This window comes from Variovorax sp., assembly GCF_035634955.1.
In the GTDB taxonomy this organism is placed as follows: Bacteria; Pseudomonadota; Gammaproteobacteria; order Burkholderiales; family Burkholderiaceae_C; genus Variovorax.
Genome location: NZ_DASQBZ010000016.1, coordinates 156,462 through 170,452, shown reverse-complemented (window position 1 = coordinate 170,452; position 13,991 = coordinate 156,462). Strand labels below are relative to the sequence as shown.

The window sequence follows — 13,991 nt, the reverse complement described above, 5'->3', positions numbered from 1 at the left end:
GGAGGGCCGCCGCCGCAAGCTGATAAAGTCCCGTACCTGCCGTCCCTGTAGTTCAATGGATAGAACGGGGTCCTCCTAAGACTCAGATACAGGTTCGATTCCTGTCGGGGGCACCAGGCCATCCCACCCGCGCCCCGGGCCGTGCCCGGCCTCAGCCCGGCGTCAAGCCGGCAGTGACGACCGTCGGCGCGCATGGCGCGTCCGCACTGAAGTTGGCGTCGGAAGCCTGCACGCGGAATGCCTCGCGCTGCTGGAAGCGCGCGCTCGTGTCGTAGGTCCGCGCAGCGATGCGGTCGATCATCTCCTCGGCATCGGCGCGCCGTTGCGGCCCGAGCGCGAGGATCACGCAGGACATCAATGCCACTTCGCGCTCGGCCATTGGCGCGGTATGCGCCACCTGCGACAGGTCCAGCGCCAGCACATCCTGCAACGCGCGCGCCATCGACAGCGCCGCGCTGCGCATGTCGGCGTCGCGCCCGTAGCGCTGCGCGATGAAGGCATCCACATCGTCCCGCACGCCATTGCCGTCAGCGTCCCGGCCGCGCAGGTCGGCGGGCTCGCCAGCATCCCTGGCGCGCGCGGCCACGGGCGTCTGCACCGGCCCGGCCTCGGCTTGCCGTCCGGCGACGAGGGCGTGCAGCACGGGGCTCGCCATGGCCAGGAACAGCACAAGGGCGAAGGTGGTCTTGAAGGTCTTTGGCGCAGCAGGCATGACAACGTGAAAAATGCAGTTCGACTCTAGCGGCGCGCGGTGAGGGAGATGTCGGCAGACGGATTCAGGGAATGTCAGTTCAAGCCGACGGACGCGACGGGTCCGGCGCCGCGGCGCCGCCCTGGAGGCGCGCCACGACATGCGCCAGCGTCGCGCCGGCAGGGGCCTGCACCTTCAGTGCAAGCAGGTCATCGGCGCGCGTGCGGCCCATGTTGAGCGCGGCCAGCGGCAAGCCGGCAGCGGCGGCGGCCTGGGCGAACCGAAAGCCGGAATAGACCATCAGCGACGAGCCGACGACGAGCATCGCGTCAGCTTGTGCGAGCGCGGCGCGGGCGTCCGCCACCCGTTGCGGGGGCACGCTTTCGCCGAAGAACACCACGTCGGGCTTGAGCACGCCGCCGCAGCGGGCGCAGGCCGGCACCTCGACGCTGGAGAAGTCCAGCCCGTCCAGGTCGGCATCCCCGTCGGGCGCGGCGTGCGCCTGCAGCGCCGCCCAACGCGGGTTGAGCGCGAGCAGACGCTCCTGCAGCTGGGCCCTCGGCGTGCGCTGGCCGCAGGCGGTGCAGCAGACGGTGTCGATGCGGCCGTGCAGCTCGATCGGGGCGCGGCTGCCGGCGGCGCGGTGCAGGCCGTCCACGTTCTGCGTGAGCAATTGGTGCACGCGGCCCATGGCCTCGAGTTGCGCCAGCGCAAGGTGCGCCGGGCCGGGCCGGGCATTGGCCATCACCGGCCAGCCGATGAGGCTGCGCGCCCAGTAGCGCCGCCGCACGGCCTCGCTGTCCATGAAGGCCTGGTAGCGCACTGGTTCCGGCCGCTTCCAGTCACCCTGCGCATCGCGGTAGTCCGGAATGCCCGACTCGGTGCTCACCCCGGCGCCGGTCAGGACGAACAGGCGGGGATGCTGCCGGATGAAGGTCGCCAGCAGTTCGGCGCCGGATGGGTCATCGGCCACGGGCGCGTGCCGATCATTCATGGCTCGGCCAGGCCGCGCGCCGGCTCGCCCTGCGTGGTGCGGACGCGCAGTGCATCAACTTGCTCGTGCAGCGTCCCCGCCCAGGACCGGCGCTCCCGGCCGTGCGACTCCTGGATGTCGCCGAAGCACAGGTGGGCCGCCAGCGGCGGCGCGCACAGCGTGCGCCAGACCGAGGCAAGCAAGGTGTCGTCGTCGATGTAGCGCGGCGCGAAGCTGGTCTCGCCGGTGGCGCGGTCGGCGAACCGCAGCGCGGCCGGCTGGACCGGCGCGCCGGCCGAGATCGCCGCCTGCAGCAAGTTGGCATGGAAGGGCAGCAGGCCGAGCCCGTCACCCGTGGTGCCTTCGGGAAACACCGCCACGATGTCGCCCGCGCGCAGCGCGTCGGCCATGTGGTGCACCACGCGCATGGCATCGCGGCGCCGCTCGCGCTCGATGTAGAGCGTGCCCGCGCCGCTCGCGAGGGTGCCGATCACCGGCCAGCCCCGGATGTCCGACTTGGCCACGAACCGGACGTGGCGCGCCGAATGAATGACCAGGATGTCCAGCCAGGACAGGTGGTTGACCAGCAGCAGGACCGGGCCGGCGGACGGCGGCGTGCCCTGCACGATCGGCTCGACGCCGAATATCTCGAGCATGCGGCGCGACCAGCGCTCGACCTCGTCGGCGCGCTGGTCGGGCGTCTGCTTCGGGAAGCGGAAGGTGATGATGCGCCAGCCGCGCAGCGCATGGACGACCGCGCGCAGCAGGCGCCACAGGACGATGAACGGACTCAGCATTGCGGCGACGGACAGTGTCCGATGGTTTGCCTGGCGGCCCGGGCGGCACGCCAGGCGCTGGTGGTCATGCCTCGTAGACCACGCGTCCGCCGACGAGCGTCGTGCGTGCGCGCCCGCGCATCGCGTACTCGGCAAAGGGCGTGTGCTTGCCCTGGCTGCGCAGCGCCTGCGGCTGCACCTGCCATTCCGCTTGCGGATCGAAGATGCAGATGTCCGCCGCCTCGCCGGCCGCCAGCCGGCCGGTGCCGGCCTTGCCGGCGAGCAGCCGCGCAGGGGCGGCGCTGATCACCTCGAGCGCGCGGCGCAAGCCGGCGCCGCTTTGCTCGCCCCACTGCAGCGCCAGCGGCAACAGCAGCTCCAGGCCGGTGGCTCCGACCTCGCTTTCGGCGAAGGGCAGTGTCTTGGCGTCGGTTTCCACCGGCGTGTGGTCGGACACGAGGACGTCGATGGTGCCGTCGGCCAGGGCGGCGGACAAGGCATCGCGGTCGCGCTGCTGGCGCAGCGGCGGCGACAGGCGCGCGCGGCTGTCGAAATAGCCGATGTCGACGTCGGTCAGGTGCAGCGAATTGATGCTCACGTCGCAGCTCAGCGGCAGGCCTTCGGCCTTGGCCGCGCGCACCAGCGCCACGCCGGCCGCGCTGGACAGGCGGCAAAGGTGCACCCTGGCCCCGGTGGAGCGCATCAGCTCGATCAGGGTGAAGATGGCAATGGTCTCGGCGGCCACCGGAATGCCCGACAGGCCCAGCCGCGTGGCCAGCGGGCCGCTGGCCACCACGCCCTTGCCCAGGTCGCTGTCCTGCGGACGCAGCCACAGCGTGTAGCCGAAGGTGCTGGCGTACTGCAGCGCGCGCTGCAGCACCAGCGTGCTGGTCAGCGGCACCTCGGCCTGCGCGAAGCCGACGCAGCCGGCCTCGGTCAGCTCGGCCATCTCGGTCAGCACCTCGCCGGCCAGGCCGCGCGTGATGGCTCCGAGCGGGAACAGGCGGGCGAGCCTGAGCTTCTCGGCGCGGTAGGTGAGCATCTCGACCAGGCCCGGCTCGTCGAGCACCGGATCGGTGTCGGGCGGGCACACCAGGCTCGTGACGCCGCCGGCGACCGCCGCGGCCAGTTCGCTGTCGAGCATGCCTTCGTGCTCGTAGCCGGGCTCGCGCAGCCTGGCCTGGAGGTCGACGAAGCCGGGGGCGACGATGCAGCCGGCCGCGTCGAGCGTGCGCTGCGGCTGGAAGTCCGCGGGAATGTCCTTGACGCCGGCGACCAGGCCATCGGCGATGGCGACGTCGGCCTGCGCGTCGAGACCCGAGGCCGGGTCGACGACGCGGCCGTTGCGAATGAGTATGTTCATGCTTCGTTCCCGGCGACGATGCTCATCACCGCCATGCGCACCGCGATGCCGAAGGTGACCTGCGGCAGGATCACGCTCTGGCGGCCGTCGACCACCGCCGAGTCGATCTCGACGCCCCGGTTGATCGGGCCCGGGTGCATGACGATGGCATCGGGCCGGGCCAGTTGCAGCTTCTCGGGCGTGAGGCCGAATGTCTTGAAGAATTCCTGCGACGAGGGCAGCAGCGCGCCGCTCATGCGCTCGTTCTGAAGGCGCAGCATGATCACGACGTCGCAATCCTTGATGCCCTCTTCCAGCGTGTGGCACACCCGCACGCCCATGGGCGCCATGTCGGCCGGCACCAGCGTCTTGGGGCCGACCACGCGCACCTCGGCGCAGCCCAGGGTGGTCAGTGCGTGGATGTCGGAGCGGGCCACGCGCGAGTGCAGCACGTCGCCCACGATCGCCACGGTGAGATTGGAAAAGTCCTTCTTGTAGTGGCGGATGGTGAACATGTCGAGCAGGCCCTGCGTCGGGTGCGAGTGCCGCCCGTCGCCCGCGTTGACCACGTGCACGTGCGGCGCGACGTGCTGCGCGATGAGGTAGGGCGCGCCGGACTCGCTGTGGCGGACCACGAACAGGTCCGCCGCCATCGCGCTCAGGTTGGCGATGGTGTCGAGCAGCGACTCGCCCTTGGCGGTCGAGGAGCGCGCGATGTCCAGGTTGATGACGTCGGCCGACAGCCGCTTGGCCGCGATCTCGAAGGTGGTGCGGGTGCGCGTCGAGTTCTCGAAGAACAGGTTGAACACGCTCTTGCCGCGCAGCAGCGGCACCTTCTTGACCTCGCGGTCGCTCACGCTGGTGAAGCTGGCGGCCGTGTCCAGGATCTGCGTCAGGATGGCCTTGGGCAGGCCTTCGATCGACAGCAGGTGGACCAGTTCGCCGTTCTTGTTGAGCTGGGGGTTGCGCTTGTAGAGCACGGCGTCAGTCTCCCTGCGCGGATTCGATCTTGAGCGCGAAGCCGCCCTGGGCATCGCGGTCGAGGGCCAGCGACTGGCCGGGCGGCAGCGCCAGGTGCGCCGCCGCGTAGTCCGCGGCGATCGGCAGCTGGCGCCCGCCCCGGTCGACCAGCACGCCCAGCCGCACCGCGGCGGGTCGGCCGAAGTCGAACAACTCGTTGAGCACGGCGCGGATGGTACGCCCGGTGTAGAGCACGTCGTCGAGCAGCAGGATGTCGGCGCCGTCGACTTCGAACGGCAGCGCCGTCTGCACGCTGGCGGCCATGCCGCGCCGGGCGAAATCGTCGCGGTGCAAGGCCGACGAGATGATGCCGGGGGCGCCGGCCAGGCCGAGCTCGGGCTGCAGCCGCTCGGCCAGCCAGGCGCCACCCGACGCCACTCCCACCAGGCGGGTGTCGGGGCGCAGCAGCGACTTCACGCCGCGTGCCAGCTCGACATAGAGCGCTTCCGCATCGGGAACCACAGGTTTCACGCCAAACTCCTCAGGAACTGTTCCAGGATGATGCAGGCCGAGGCCGCATCGGGATCGCGCGCGCCGCCGGCCAGCGCCTCGGTGGTGCTGTAGCGCTCGTCCACCTCGTACACCGGCAGGCCGAAGCGGCCGCGCAGTTGCCGCGCGAAGCGTTCAGCCGCGCGCGTGTTGTCGTGGGGCGCCCCGTCCGGATGGCGCGGCACGCCGACGACCAGGGCGTCGGGCTGCCATTCGCGGATGCGCTCGGCCACCCGGGCGAATCGCTCGTCGCTGCCGGCCGCGGCGATCGTGGCCTGCGGCGTGGCATGGGACAGCAGCCGGTTGCCACTGGCCACGCCCGTGCGGCGAGTGCCGAAATCGAAGGCCAGGAAGGATTGCAGCCGCACCGGTACCGCGTTCGGACCGGGGGGCGCCGCGTTCACGCCTTCATGCATGGCCCGCGTCGGGCGACAGCGTCCAGGCTTGCAGGCCAAGCAGCAGCAGCGCCTTGTCGTAGCGCTGCTCCACCGGGGTATCGAAGATGACGGCCGGGTCGGCGTCCACCGTCAGCCAGCTGTTCTCGGCCAGTTCGGATTCGAGCTGGCCCTCGCCCCAGGCGGAATAGCCCAGCGAGACCAGCACCTTGCGCGGGCCGCCGCCGGCTGCCATCGCCTCGAGCACGTCCTTGGAGGTGGTGAGCTCCAGGCCGCCGGGGATGGTCATGGTCGAGGCGTAGACCGGCTCGGTGTTGTCCGGCGGGTCGGCGAACATCGGCTCGTGCAGGACGAAGCCGCGCTCGGTCTTGACCGGGCCGCCCTGGAACACCGGCGAATCGCCGATCTGGGTGCGGTCCGTGGGGAGCTCCACTTTCTCGAACAGGGCACGCAGATTGATGTCGCTGGGCTTGTTGATGACCAGACCGAGCGCGCCGCGTTCGCTGTGCTCGCACAGGTAAACGACGCTGCGGCCGAATGTCTCGTCCCGCATGCCCGGCATCGCAATCAGAAAGTGATGCGTCAGATTGATGGGGGCAGAATCGGTGGACATGCCGCCGATTTTACTGGCCGTCGACAAGACCTACCCGCGCGGGCTCATGTGGTTCCGCCGCGACCTGCGGCTGGCCGACAACGCCGCCCTCTACCACGCCCTGCGCAGCTGCCGTGCGGTGTTCTGCGCCTTCGTGTTCGACGAGGAACTGCTGGACGGCCTGCCGCGCGCCGACCGGCGGGTGGAATTCATCCACGCCAGCCTGGCCGAGCTCGATGCCGTGCTGCGCGAGCGCGGCGGCGGCCTGATCGTCCGGCATGCCGCCGCCCGCGACGAGATCGCGCGGCTGGCCCGGGCGCTGGACGTGCAGGCCGTGTTCGCCAACCGCGACGACGAGCCGCAGGCGGTCGCCCGCGACAACCACGTGCGCGGCGCGCTGGCCGACACCGGCGCAATGCTGCACCTGCACAAGGACCGCGCCATCTTCGAGCGCGACGAGGTCCTGACCCGGGCCGGCCAGCCGTTCGCCGTGTTCACCCCCTACAAGCGCGCCTGGCTGGCCAAGGTGGACGAGTTCTACCTCAAGCCCTACCCGGTCGAGCGCTACCTCGACGCGCTGGCGCCGCCGCCGGCCGACGCCGAGTCGCCCCTGCCTGCGCTGCAGGCGCTGGGCTTCGAGACGACCAACCTCGCGGCGCTCGACCTGCCCACCGGCGCCAGCGGCGGCGGCCGGCTGTTCGAGGAGTTCTTCGACCGGCACATCGACCAGTACGACCAGCTGCGCGACTACCCTGCCCGGCGCGGCCCGAGCTATCTGAGCGTGCACCTGCGCTTCGGCACCGTCTCGATCCGGGAACTGGCCGGCGTGGCGCATCGCCTGGCCCTTGCCGGCAATGCCGGGGCCGCCACGTGGCTGAGCGAGCTGATCTGGCGCGAGTTCTACTTCCAGGTGTTGTGGCACCGGCCCGACGTGGCGGATGGCAAGAGCTTCCGGCCGGAGTACGACAAGATCGCTTGGCACCACGGCAAGCACGCCGACGGCCTGTTCGCCGCCTGGTGCGAAGGCCGCACCGGCTACCCGCTGGTGGACGCGGCCATGGCGCAGATCAACCAGTCCGGCTACATGCACAACCGGTTGCGCATGGTGGTGGCCAGCTTCCTGTGCAAGGACCTGGGCCTCGACTGGCGCCGCGGCGAGGCCTACTTTGCCCAGCACCTGAACGACTACGAGCTGGCGAGCAACAACGGCGGCTGGCAATGGGCCAGTTCCAGCGGCTGCGATGCGCAGCCGTGGTTCCGCATCTTCAACCCCGTCACGCAGAGCCAGCGCTTCGATCCCGAAGGGCGCTTCATCCGCCGCTACCTGCCGCAACTGGCCAGGTTGCCCGACAACGCCATCCATGCGCCGTGGACCGCGCCGCCGGTGGAACTGGAGGCTGCAGGCCTGGTGCTCGGTCGCGACTACCCGGCCCCGATCGTCGACCATGCCCAGGCGCGCGAGCAAACGCTTCGGCGGTATGCCGTGGTGCGCTCGCAGGACAAGCAGAAAGACTGATGGGTCGCCACGGGCGCCGTGCCGCACCCGCGCCGCCAGCATCGCCCCTCGCTTACGCCGGCAGCTCCGCCTCCGCCGCGGCCGTGTAGTTGCGCACCAGCCGCAGCAGTTCCTCTTCCGAGTACGGCTTGCCAAGGTAGTGGTTCACGCCCAGCTGGGTGGCGTGGTCGCGGTGCTTCTCGGCAATGCGCGAGGTGATCATCACGATCGGCAGGTCGGCCAAGGCCTCGTCGGCGCGGATGTTGCGGGCCAGGTCGAAGCCGTCCATGCGCGGCATCTCGATGTCCGACAGGACGAGCGCGGGGCGCTCCTGCTGCAGGCGCTCCAGCGCTTGCAGGCCGTCGGCCGCGAGTGCGACGCGGTAGCCCTCGCGTTGCAGCAGGCGCTGCGTGACGCGGCGCACCGTGATCGAGTCGTCCACCACCAGCACCAGCGGCACCCGTGCCGGCGCACGTTCGGTCAGCGGTGGCGTCGGCACCTGATCGGCCTCGGGCGCACGGGTGTCCTGCGCCTTTTCAGTCGACGGCGCCGCTGCCGGCTGCTGCAAGGCCCGCGCAGCGTCGCCGTGCACGGTCGCCAGCGCCACCGGGTTGTAGATCAGCGCCACCGCGCCGGAGGCCAGCACCGAGATGCCGGCCATGCCGGGCAGCCGCGACAGTTGCGGGCCCAGGTTCTTGACCACCACTTCCTGGTTGCCGAGCACTTCGTCGACGTGCAGTGCCACGCGCTGTGCTGCGCTTCGCACGACCACCACCGAGTTGGCGCGGCCCAGCGCACGCTCGCTGCGCTTGGAAGATTGCAGCAGGGCGCCGGCCCAGTAGAAGGGAACCTCCTCGCCGCCGAAGCCGAACCGGCCGCTGGCATAGGCCTGCTCCAGTTCAGCCATGCCGACGCGCTGCACGAGTTCGACCAGGTTCGACGGGACGCCCACGGACGTCTCGCCGGCGCGCATCATGACCACGTGCGTCACCGCGGTAGTCAGCGGCAGCACGAGGTTGAAGACCGTTCCCTTTCCGGGGGTGGTCATGGTCTCGATGCGGCCGCCCAGCGCGGTCACGTCGGCGCGAACCACGTCCATGCCGATGCCGCGCCCTGCCAGTTCCGACACCTCTTCGGCGGTGGAGAAGCCCGGCTGGAAGATCAGTTCGGCCGCGCGCTCCGGCGTGACCGTCTCGCCCGCCGGCACCAGGCCCAGCGCCTGCGCCCGGCGCGCGATGCGCGCATGGTCCAGGCCGGCGCCGTCGTCGCGGAAGCTCACCGACACGTCGTTGCCGGCGTGGTGCAGGTCGATCACGATCAGGCCGGCCGGATCCTTGCCGGCAGCCTCGCGCACCCTGGCGTCCTCGATGCCGTGGGCGACGCAGTTGCGCAGCAGATGCTCGAACGCGGGCGTCATGCGCTCGAGCACGCCGCGGTCCATCTCGATGGCGCCGCCGGTGATGTCCAGCCGCACCTGCTTGCCAGTGTCCTTGGACGCCTGGCGCACCACGCGGTAGAGCCGGTCGGCGATGCCCTCGAACTCCACCATGCGCGTGCGCAGCAGGCCGCGTTGCAGCTCGCGCGTCTGGCGGGCCTGGGCGCTGAGGTCGTCTTCCGTCGCTTGGACGGTCTTCTGCAGGGCGCGCTGCACGGTGGCGACGTCGTTGACCGACTCGGCCATCATGCGGGTGAGTTCCTGCACGCGCGTGAAGCGGTCGAACTCCAGCGGGTCGAAGGACTGCTGCGAATCCTTGGCTTGCTGCAGGCGCGACTGCATCTGGCTTTCCGCCTGCACCTCGATGTCGCGCAGTTGCTGGCGCAGGCGGTCGAGGTTGCCGGTCAGGTCGGTCAGCGAGGCACGCAGTTGGCCCAGCTCGCCTTCGAGGCGCGAACGGGTGATGATGACCTCGCCGGTCTGGGCCAGCAGCCGGTCGAGCAGGTGGGTGCGAATGCGCACCACCTGGCTGGACGTCGAGCGCAGCGGCGCCAGCGGCGCATGCGCCGGCTGGGCCACCACCGGGCGTGGCGCAGGCTGCGCTTCGGGCTGAGCCGCGGCCGGGGCCGGCGATTCGGCGCCGTCCTGGACGGCGTGCTGCGCCACCTGCCTGGTCTCGGCCGGCTCGGCGGCGTCGTTGGCCGCTACGTCGGCCCCGCCTTCATCGGGGCGCGATGCCTGCACCGGCGTCGTGACGCTCGGCACGGCCGCAGTGGCCGCGGCGGCGCGCTGGGCAATCTCGGCCTGGGCAGCGCCGTCGGCATGGCGCAACTGGTCGAAGTCGGCCTGCAGCACGTCGAAGCGGCCGAACACCTGCTCGATCGCCTCGCGCGGCACCGATTCGACGCCGATCTCCTCGATCGCCGATTCCATCCGGTGCGCGCGCTCGCCCAGGCGCATGGCGCCCGCCAGGCGAGCGCTGCCCTTGAGCGTGTGCAGCGCCCGCAACGTGATGTTGCGCTGCGAGAGATCGCTCGGCGTTTCGGCCCAGGCGCGCAGGGCAGCGGCCAGTTGGGGCAGCAACTCGGCGGCCTCTTCCTCGAAGATGGGGAACAGGTCGGCGTCGACCGCATCGGCCACGTCGACGGCATCGTCGCCGTCTTCGAGCGCCACGTCGGCGCCCGTCGGCGCCACCGCGGCAAGAGGCTGCGGCTGGATGCCCGGGTCGAAAGCCTCGAGCGGCGCCGGCGTCGACACCGGGGCCGGCGCACTGGCCAGTTCCCGCAGGCCGTCCAGCGTTTCGGGTGCCGGCTCCTTGAGCACGCCGGCGGCGAACTGGTGCAGCAGGCGGCGCAGTTCCTCGGCGGCCAGCACCAGCACGGCGCCTTGCTCAGGCGTGCCGCGGCCCTGCATCTGCAGGTGCGCGAGCGCTGCCTCGAACAGGCGCGCCATCTCGGAAAGCCCATGGAAGCCCACGGTGGCCGAGCTGCCGGCCAGCGAATGCGCCATGGCGACGGTCGAGTCAAGGATCCGCGCATCCGGCTCCATGGCCCACTCGCCCACTTCGGTGGCGAGGTGGCGCGACCACTCGTCGGCCTCGTTCAGGTAGACGTTGTACAGCGCGATGCCGATGCGCAGCGGGCCGATGACCTTGACCGTGTCGTCGGCCGGCGTCTCGACGGCGGGTGGCGCCGGCTCTGCGGCAGGCGCGGCCTTGCCCTGCGCATGCGAGACGAAGGCTGCGGGCGCGGCCCAGTGGGGCGGCAATTCGGCCTCGTGCGCCGGCGCGGCCGGCGTGCCCGGCAAGTCGAGCGGGCCGGCGAGCGCCGTCGGGGCGAAGTCCAGGTCTTCGGACGGCGGGACGCTCGCCAGCAGGTCGATCGACACGCCGTCGAGCTCCAGCGACGCCGGCAGCGCGGCAGGCGCCGGCTCGGGCTCGTCGAAAATCAGGAAGTCGGTCGAGGCGAAGCCATGGTCCGGCACGTCGCCGAATGCGTCGTCGTCCTTCGACGCCGCAGGCGTGTCCGGCTGGGCTTCGAACTGCAGCAGTTCGGAAACCGGCGGGACCTCCGGCTCGGCTTCGGGCGCGGACCGGGTGGGCTCGTTGGTTTCGACCGGCTCCAGGCCAAGGTCGAAGTTCAGCGGCTCCAGCAACGCGTCGGGCGCGGATTGTTCGGCGACCGGCGCAGCGGCTGGCGCCGGCGTGTCCAGCTCGAGATCCGGCAGCTCGGGCAGCTCCGGCAGGTCAGGCAATACGGGCGGCTGCGGCGCGTGCGAAACGGCGTCGTGCGGCGCGGCCAGGCTGTCTGCCAATGCGGCCTCGTCGGCGGCGATCTGGCGCGCCGCGGCGGCCAGGACTTCAGGATCGGTGGCGGGCGCCGGCGCCGGAATGGCGATCTGGCCGCTACTCAGCGCGTGCGCCAGGTCGTTGAACGGCGCGGCCTGCCAGGAATGCGGCTCGCCCGAGGCAATGGCCTCCACCCAGGCGCCGAAGTCGCGCAGCGCCGTTCCGGCGCCGCCCAGCAGTTCGGGCGTGGCGGTCCGCTGGTCGGCCAGCCAGGTGTTGAGCACCTGCTCCATGGCCCATGCGGCGTCGCCGAAGTCGGTAAGCCCGACCATGCGCGAACTGCCCTTGAGGGTGTGGAAGGCGCGCCGCAGGATGGTGAGCTCGCCCACGTCGCTCGCGTCATGCTCGAGCTCGCCGACGGCGACCAGCCCGTTCTCGACAACTTCGCGCGCCTCGTCCAGGAAGATGTTCTGCAGGTCGTCTTCGGCCAGCTCGGTGACGAAGGTCTCGGGCAGCGCCTCGAGCGGCGCCGGGCCGGTGATCTTGGCCTTCCAGCTGTCGGCGGCGCGGCCGAAATCGTCGATGGACGAGCCGGCGGCGGCCTTGTCCTTCTTCTTGCCCTTGCCGGCCAGCTCGGCCAGCTCGGCCAGCTTGGCGGCGATCTGCGCGTCCACCTCTTCGGCGCTGAGCGGCTGCGCCGGCGTCGCCTCGACGGCTGGCTCGGCGCGCGCGGGCTCCGCCTCGGCCTGGCGGCCCATCAACGGCTTGAGTTCGCCGGCTTGCGCGTCGAACACGAAAAGGCGCTTGGCCAGGGCCGGCTGGTAGGCCAGCATGTCGATGAGGAAGCCGAGCGCGCCCAGGTTGTTGCCCAGGGTGTCGAAGGCACCGGTCTCGTCCGCCGCATCCGGATTGAGCGCCAGCGCGTCCACGTTGTCGCGCATGCGCTGCACCGCCTGCGAGGCCTGGTCCAGGCCGAGCACCGAGAACACGCCGCGCATCTGCATGAGCTGGGCGGGCACGGTGCGCAAGTGCTCCTTCTCGCCGGGATGGCGGAAGAACTGGTCCATCGATTTCTCGAGCTCGCTCAGGTGCGCGCGCAACTCGTCGACCACGGTTCCCATGGTCTGGCGGTCGCTGACGCGGCGGTACAGGTCCTCCATCCACGGCTCGAGCGGCTCGGAGCGGCCGCCTTCGCGGGCCCGCTCGATGCGGCCTGCCAGTTGCACCGTGCGGGCGGTCAGCTGGCGGTCGTTGGGGTCGAGGTCCTCGAACGCCGCTTCCAGGTACAGCACGGAGGTGGCCACCTCCATCGCCAGCTCGGTGGAAGGGGCGCGGGCGCTGCGCTGCGAGGCCTCGACCGCGTTGTTCAGCGCCTGCGCCATCGGCAGGCTGGCCGGATGGAGCTTCTGCAGCGATTCGGTCAGCTGCGCGAAGCTCTCGGTCGCCTGGCGCAGCCGGCCGATGTCGCCGCCGGACAGTGCCGACCAGCTTTCCTTGGCCGCCTCGATGCGCTTGCGCGCCTGCGCGAGCACCACCGGATCGAACCGGCCGAACTGCACGCTGGTGTAGTCGACCGGACGCTCGGCGGCAATGCCCCAGGCCTCGCGCACGGCGCGCAGCGTGGCCGCCTCGTCGCGCGGGCCGGGCGCGGCCTGTGCCACGAAGAACAGCAGGTCCTGCGCCAGCCTGTCCGACACGGCGTCCTCGCCGCGGGCAAGCGTGGTGTATTGCAGCAGCACGCGGGATGCCGCGCGCTTGACGTAGACGTCGGGCGCGGTCAGCGACAGGCCCAGCGCCTCGAAGAACGCAGCGGCCAGCGCCCAGAAGCTGCGCACGCGCACCGCCACGGCGCCGCCCGACAGGCCCACGCAGATTTCGTGCAGGCGCCGCGCGGCAGCGTCGTCGCCCGTCTTGACCACCTTGAGCAGCTCGCGGTCGAACCGGGCGCGCACGGCCGGGTCGTAGACCAGGGACGGCTTCGTGCTGGCCAGCCTGACGTCGACCCAGCGCCACGGCACCGGCCAGAGGTCGGCCGGGTGGACCCGTTCATTGCCGACCAACTCGAGCACGTCGCGGTATTGGGGAAACAGCGCGACCGGCGACACCGCCTTGCCGCCCAGCAGTGCCTGCAGGAAGCCCGTGACCGCGAAGCTGGCGCGGTCGAGCCTGGCGACGGCCTCCTCGGTGCAGCGCTGCGGATCCTGCACGAAGCTCTGCACCGCGAATTCCATGGCGCCGAGCGCCAGTGCCGGCGCCGGATGTCCCACCATCTGCAGCGCGCCCACCGCCTGGTGAAGCTGCTGGCGCACCAGGCGCAGCGGCCCGGCATCGATGTCGGGCGTGCCGGTGGCCTCTCGGGCGAACCTGCGCAGCGACTTGGACGCCGACTCGAGGGATTTCTGAATCTCTCCGAGCACCCAGGCCAATGGCCCGAGGTCTTCAGCGTCACCCGCGGCGCTCGGCGCGGCCTGGGCAGTGGGGGCGAGGGTCGACACG

At 71.2% G+C, this 13,991-nt stretch carries 10 protein-coding genes and 1 tRNA gene; 2 read left to right on the top strand and 9 right to left on the bottom strand.

The genetic code is table 11. The annotated features are described in order from the left end of the window. Positions 1–41 precede the first annotated feature (41 nt). Positions 42–116 (top strand) — tRNA-Arg (locus VES41_RS08335). A 35-nt stretch (positions 117–151) separates the two neighbouring features. Here the strand turns inward: VES41_RS08335 and VES41_RS08330 are convergent. The 8 genes from VES41_RS08330 to VES41_RS08295 all read right to left on the bottom strand — a co-directional run bounded on the left by VES41_RS08330 (position 152) and on the right by VES41_RS08295 (position 6,299). After that, on the bottom strand, positions 152–712 hold the full coding sequence (locus tag VES41_RS08330; protein ID WP_324815413.1) for a hypothetical protein: 561 nt from the start codon (positions 710–712) through the stop codon (positions 152–154). A gap of 79 nt (positions 713–791) precedes the next feature. Continuing rightward, positions 792–1,685 (bottom strand): NAD-dependent protein deacetylase, encoded by an 894-nt coding sequence (locus tag VES41_RS08325; protein ID WP_324815411.1) that lies wholly within the window; start codon positions 1,683–1,685, stop codon positions 792–794. Then, positions 1,682–2,461 (bottom strand): lysophospholipid acyltransferase family protein, encoded by a 780-nt coding sequence (locus VES41_RS08320; RefSeq protein ID WP_324815410.1) that lies wholly within the window; start codon positions 2,459–2,461, stop codon positions 1,682–1,684. Before VES41_RS08320 ends, VES41_RS08325 begins: the two co-directional genes overlap by 4 nt. Before the next feature lie 64 nt (positions 2,462–2,525). Next, complete coding sequence (locus tag VES41_RS08315) at positions 2,526–3,803, bottom strand: dihydroorotase (protein ID WP_324815408.1); 1,278 nt, start codon at positions 3,801–3,803, stop codon at positions 2,526–2,528. Then, positions 3,800–4,762, bottom strand: a complete 963-nt coding sequence (locus tag VES41_RS08310; RefSeq protein ID WP_324815406.1) for an aspartate carbamoyltransferase catalytic subunit — start codon at positions 4,760–4,762, stop codon at positions 3,800–3,802. Before VES41_RS08310 ends, VES41_RS08315 begins: the two co-directional genes overlap by 4 nt. Before the next feature lie 4 nt (positions 4,763–4,766). Next, on the bottom strand, positions 4,767–5,273 hold the full coding sequence (gene pyrR, locus VES41_RS08305; protein ID WP_324815405.1) for a bifunctional pyr operon transcriptional regulator/uracil phosphoribosyltransferase PyrR: 507 nt from the start codon (positions 5,271–5,273) through the stop codon (positions 4,767–4,769). Next, on the bottom strand, positions 5,270–5,707 hold the full coding sequence (ruvX, locus tag VES41_RS08300; RefSeq protein WP_324815404.1) for a Holliday junction resolvase RuvX: 438 nt from the start codon (positions 5,705–5,707) through the stop codon (positions 5,270–5,272). The genes pyrR and ruvX overlap by 4 nt, the downstream gene beginning before the upstream one ends. Then, positions 5,700–6,299: a YqgE/AlgH family protein gene (locus VES41_RS08295; protein ID WP_324815401.1), complete on the bottom strand. Its 600-nt coding sequence runs from the start codon at positions 6,297–6,299 to the stop codon at positions 5,700–5,702. The genes ruvX and VES41_RS08295 overlap by 8 nt, the downstream gene beginning before the upstream one ends. Between VES41_RS08295 and VES41_RS08290 the strand changes: the two genes are divergently transcribed. After that, entirely contained in the window at positions 6,298–7,794 is a 1,497-nt protein-coding gene (locus VES41_RS08290; RefSeq protein WP_324815398.1) for a deoxyribodipyrimidine photo-lyase, read from the top strand. The two genes, VES41_RS08295 and VES41_RS08290, sit on opposite strands and share 2 nt — an antisense overlap. 52 nt (positions 7,795–7,846) lie before the next feature. Here VES41_RS08290 and VES41_RS08285 read toward each other — a convergent pair whose 3' ends face one another. Next, entirely contained in the window at positions 7,847–13,990 is a 6,144-nt protein-coding gene (locus VES41_RS08285) for an Hpt domain-containing protein (protein ID WP_324815395.1), read from the bottom strand. Position 13,991: the final 1 nt, after the last annotated feature.

Excerpts from the sequence above, each read along its gene's own strand:
- VES41_RS08330 (WP_324815413.1), bottom strand. The coding sequence starts at position 712 with ATGCCTGCTGCGCCAAAGACCTTCAAGACCACCTTCGCCCTTGTGCTG.
- VES41_RS08325 (WP_324815411.1), bottom strand. The coding sequence starts at position 1,685 with ATGAATGATCGGCACGCGCCCGTGGCCGATGACCCATCCGGCGCCGAA.
- VES41_RS08320 (WP_324815410.1), bottom strand. The coding sequence starts at position 2,461 with ATGCTGAGTCCGTTCATCGTCCTGTGGCGCCTGCTGCGCGCGGTCGTC.
- VES41_RS08315 (WP_324815408.1), bottom strand. The coding sequence starts at position 3,803 with ATGAACATACTCATTCGCAACGGCCGCGTCGTCGACCCGGCCTCGGGT.
- ruvX (WP_324815404.1), bottom strand. The coding sequence starts at position 5,707 with ATGCATGAAGGCGTGAACGCGGCGCCCCCCGGTCCGAACGCGGTACCG.
- VES41_RS08290 (WP_324815398.1), top strand. The coding sequence starts at position 6,298 with ATGCCGCCGATTTTACTGGCCGTCGACAAGACCTACCCGCGCGGGCTC.
- VES41_RS08295 (WP_324815401.1), bottom strand. The coding sequence starts at position 6,299 with ATGTCCACCGATTCTGCCCCCATCAATCTGACGCATCACTTTCTGATT.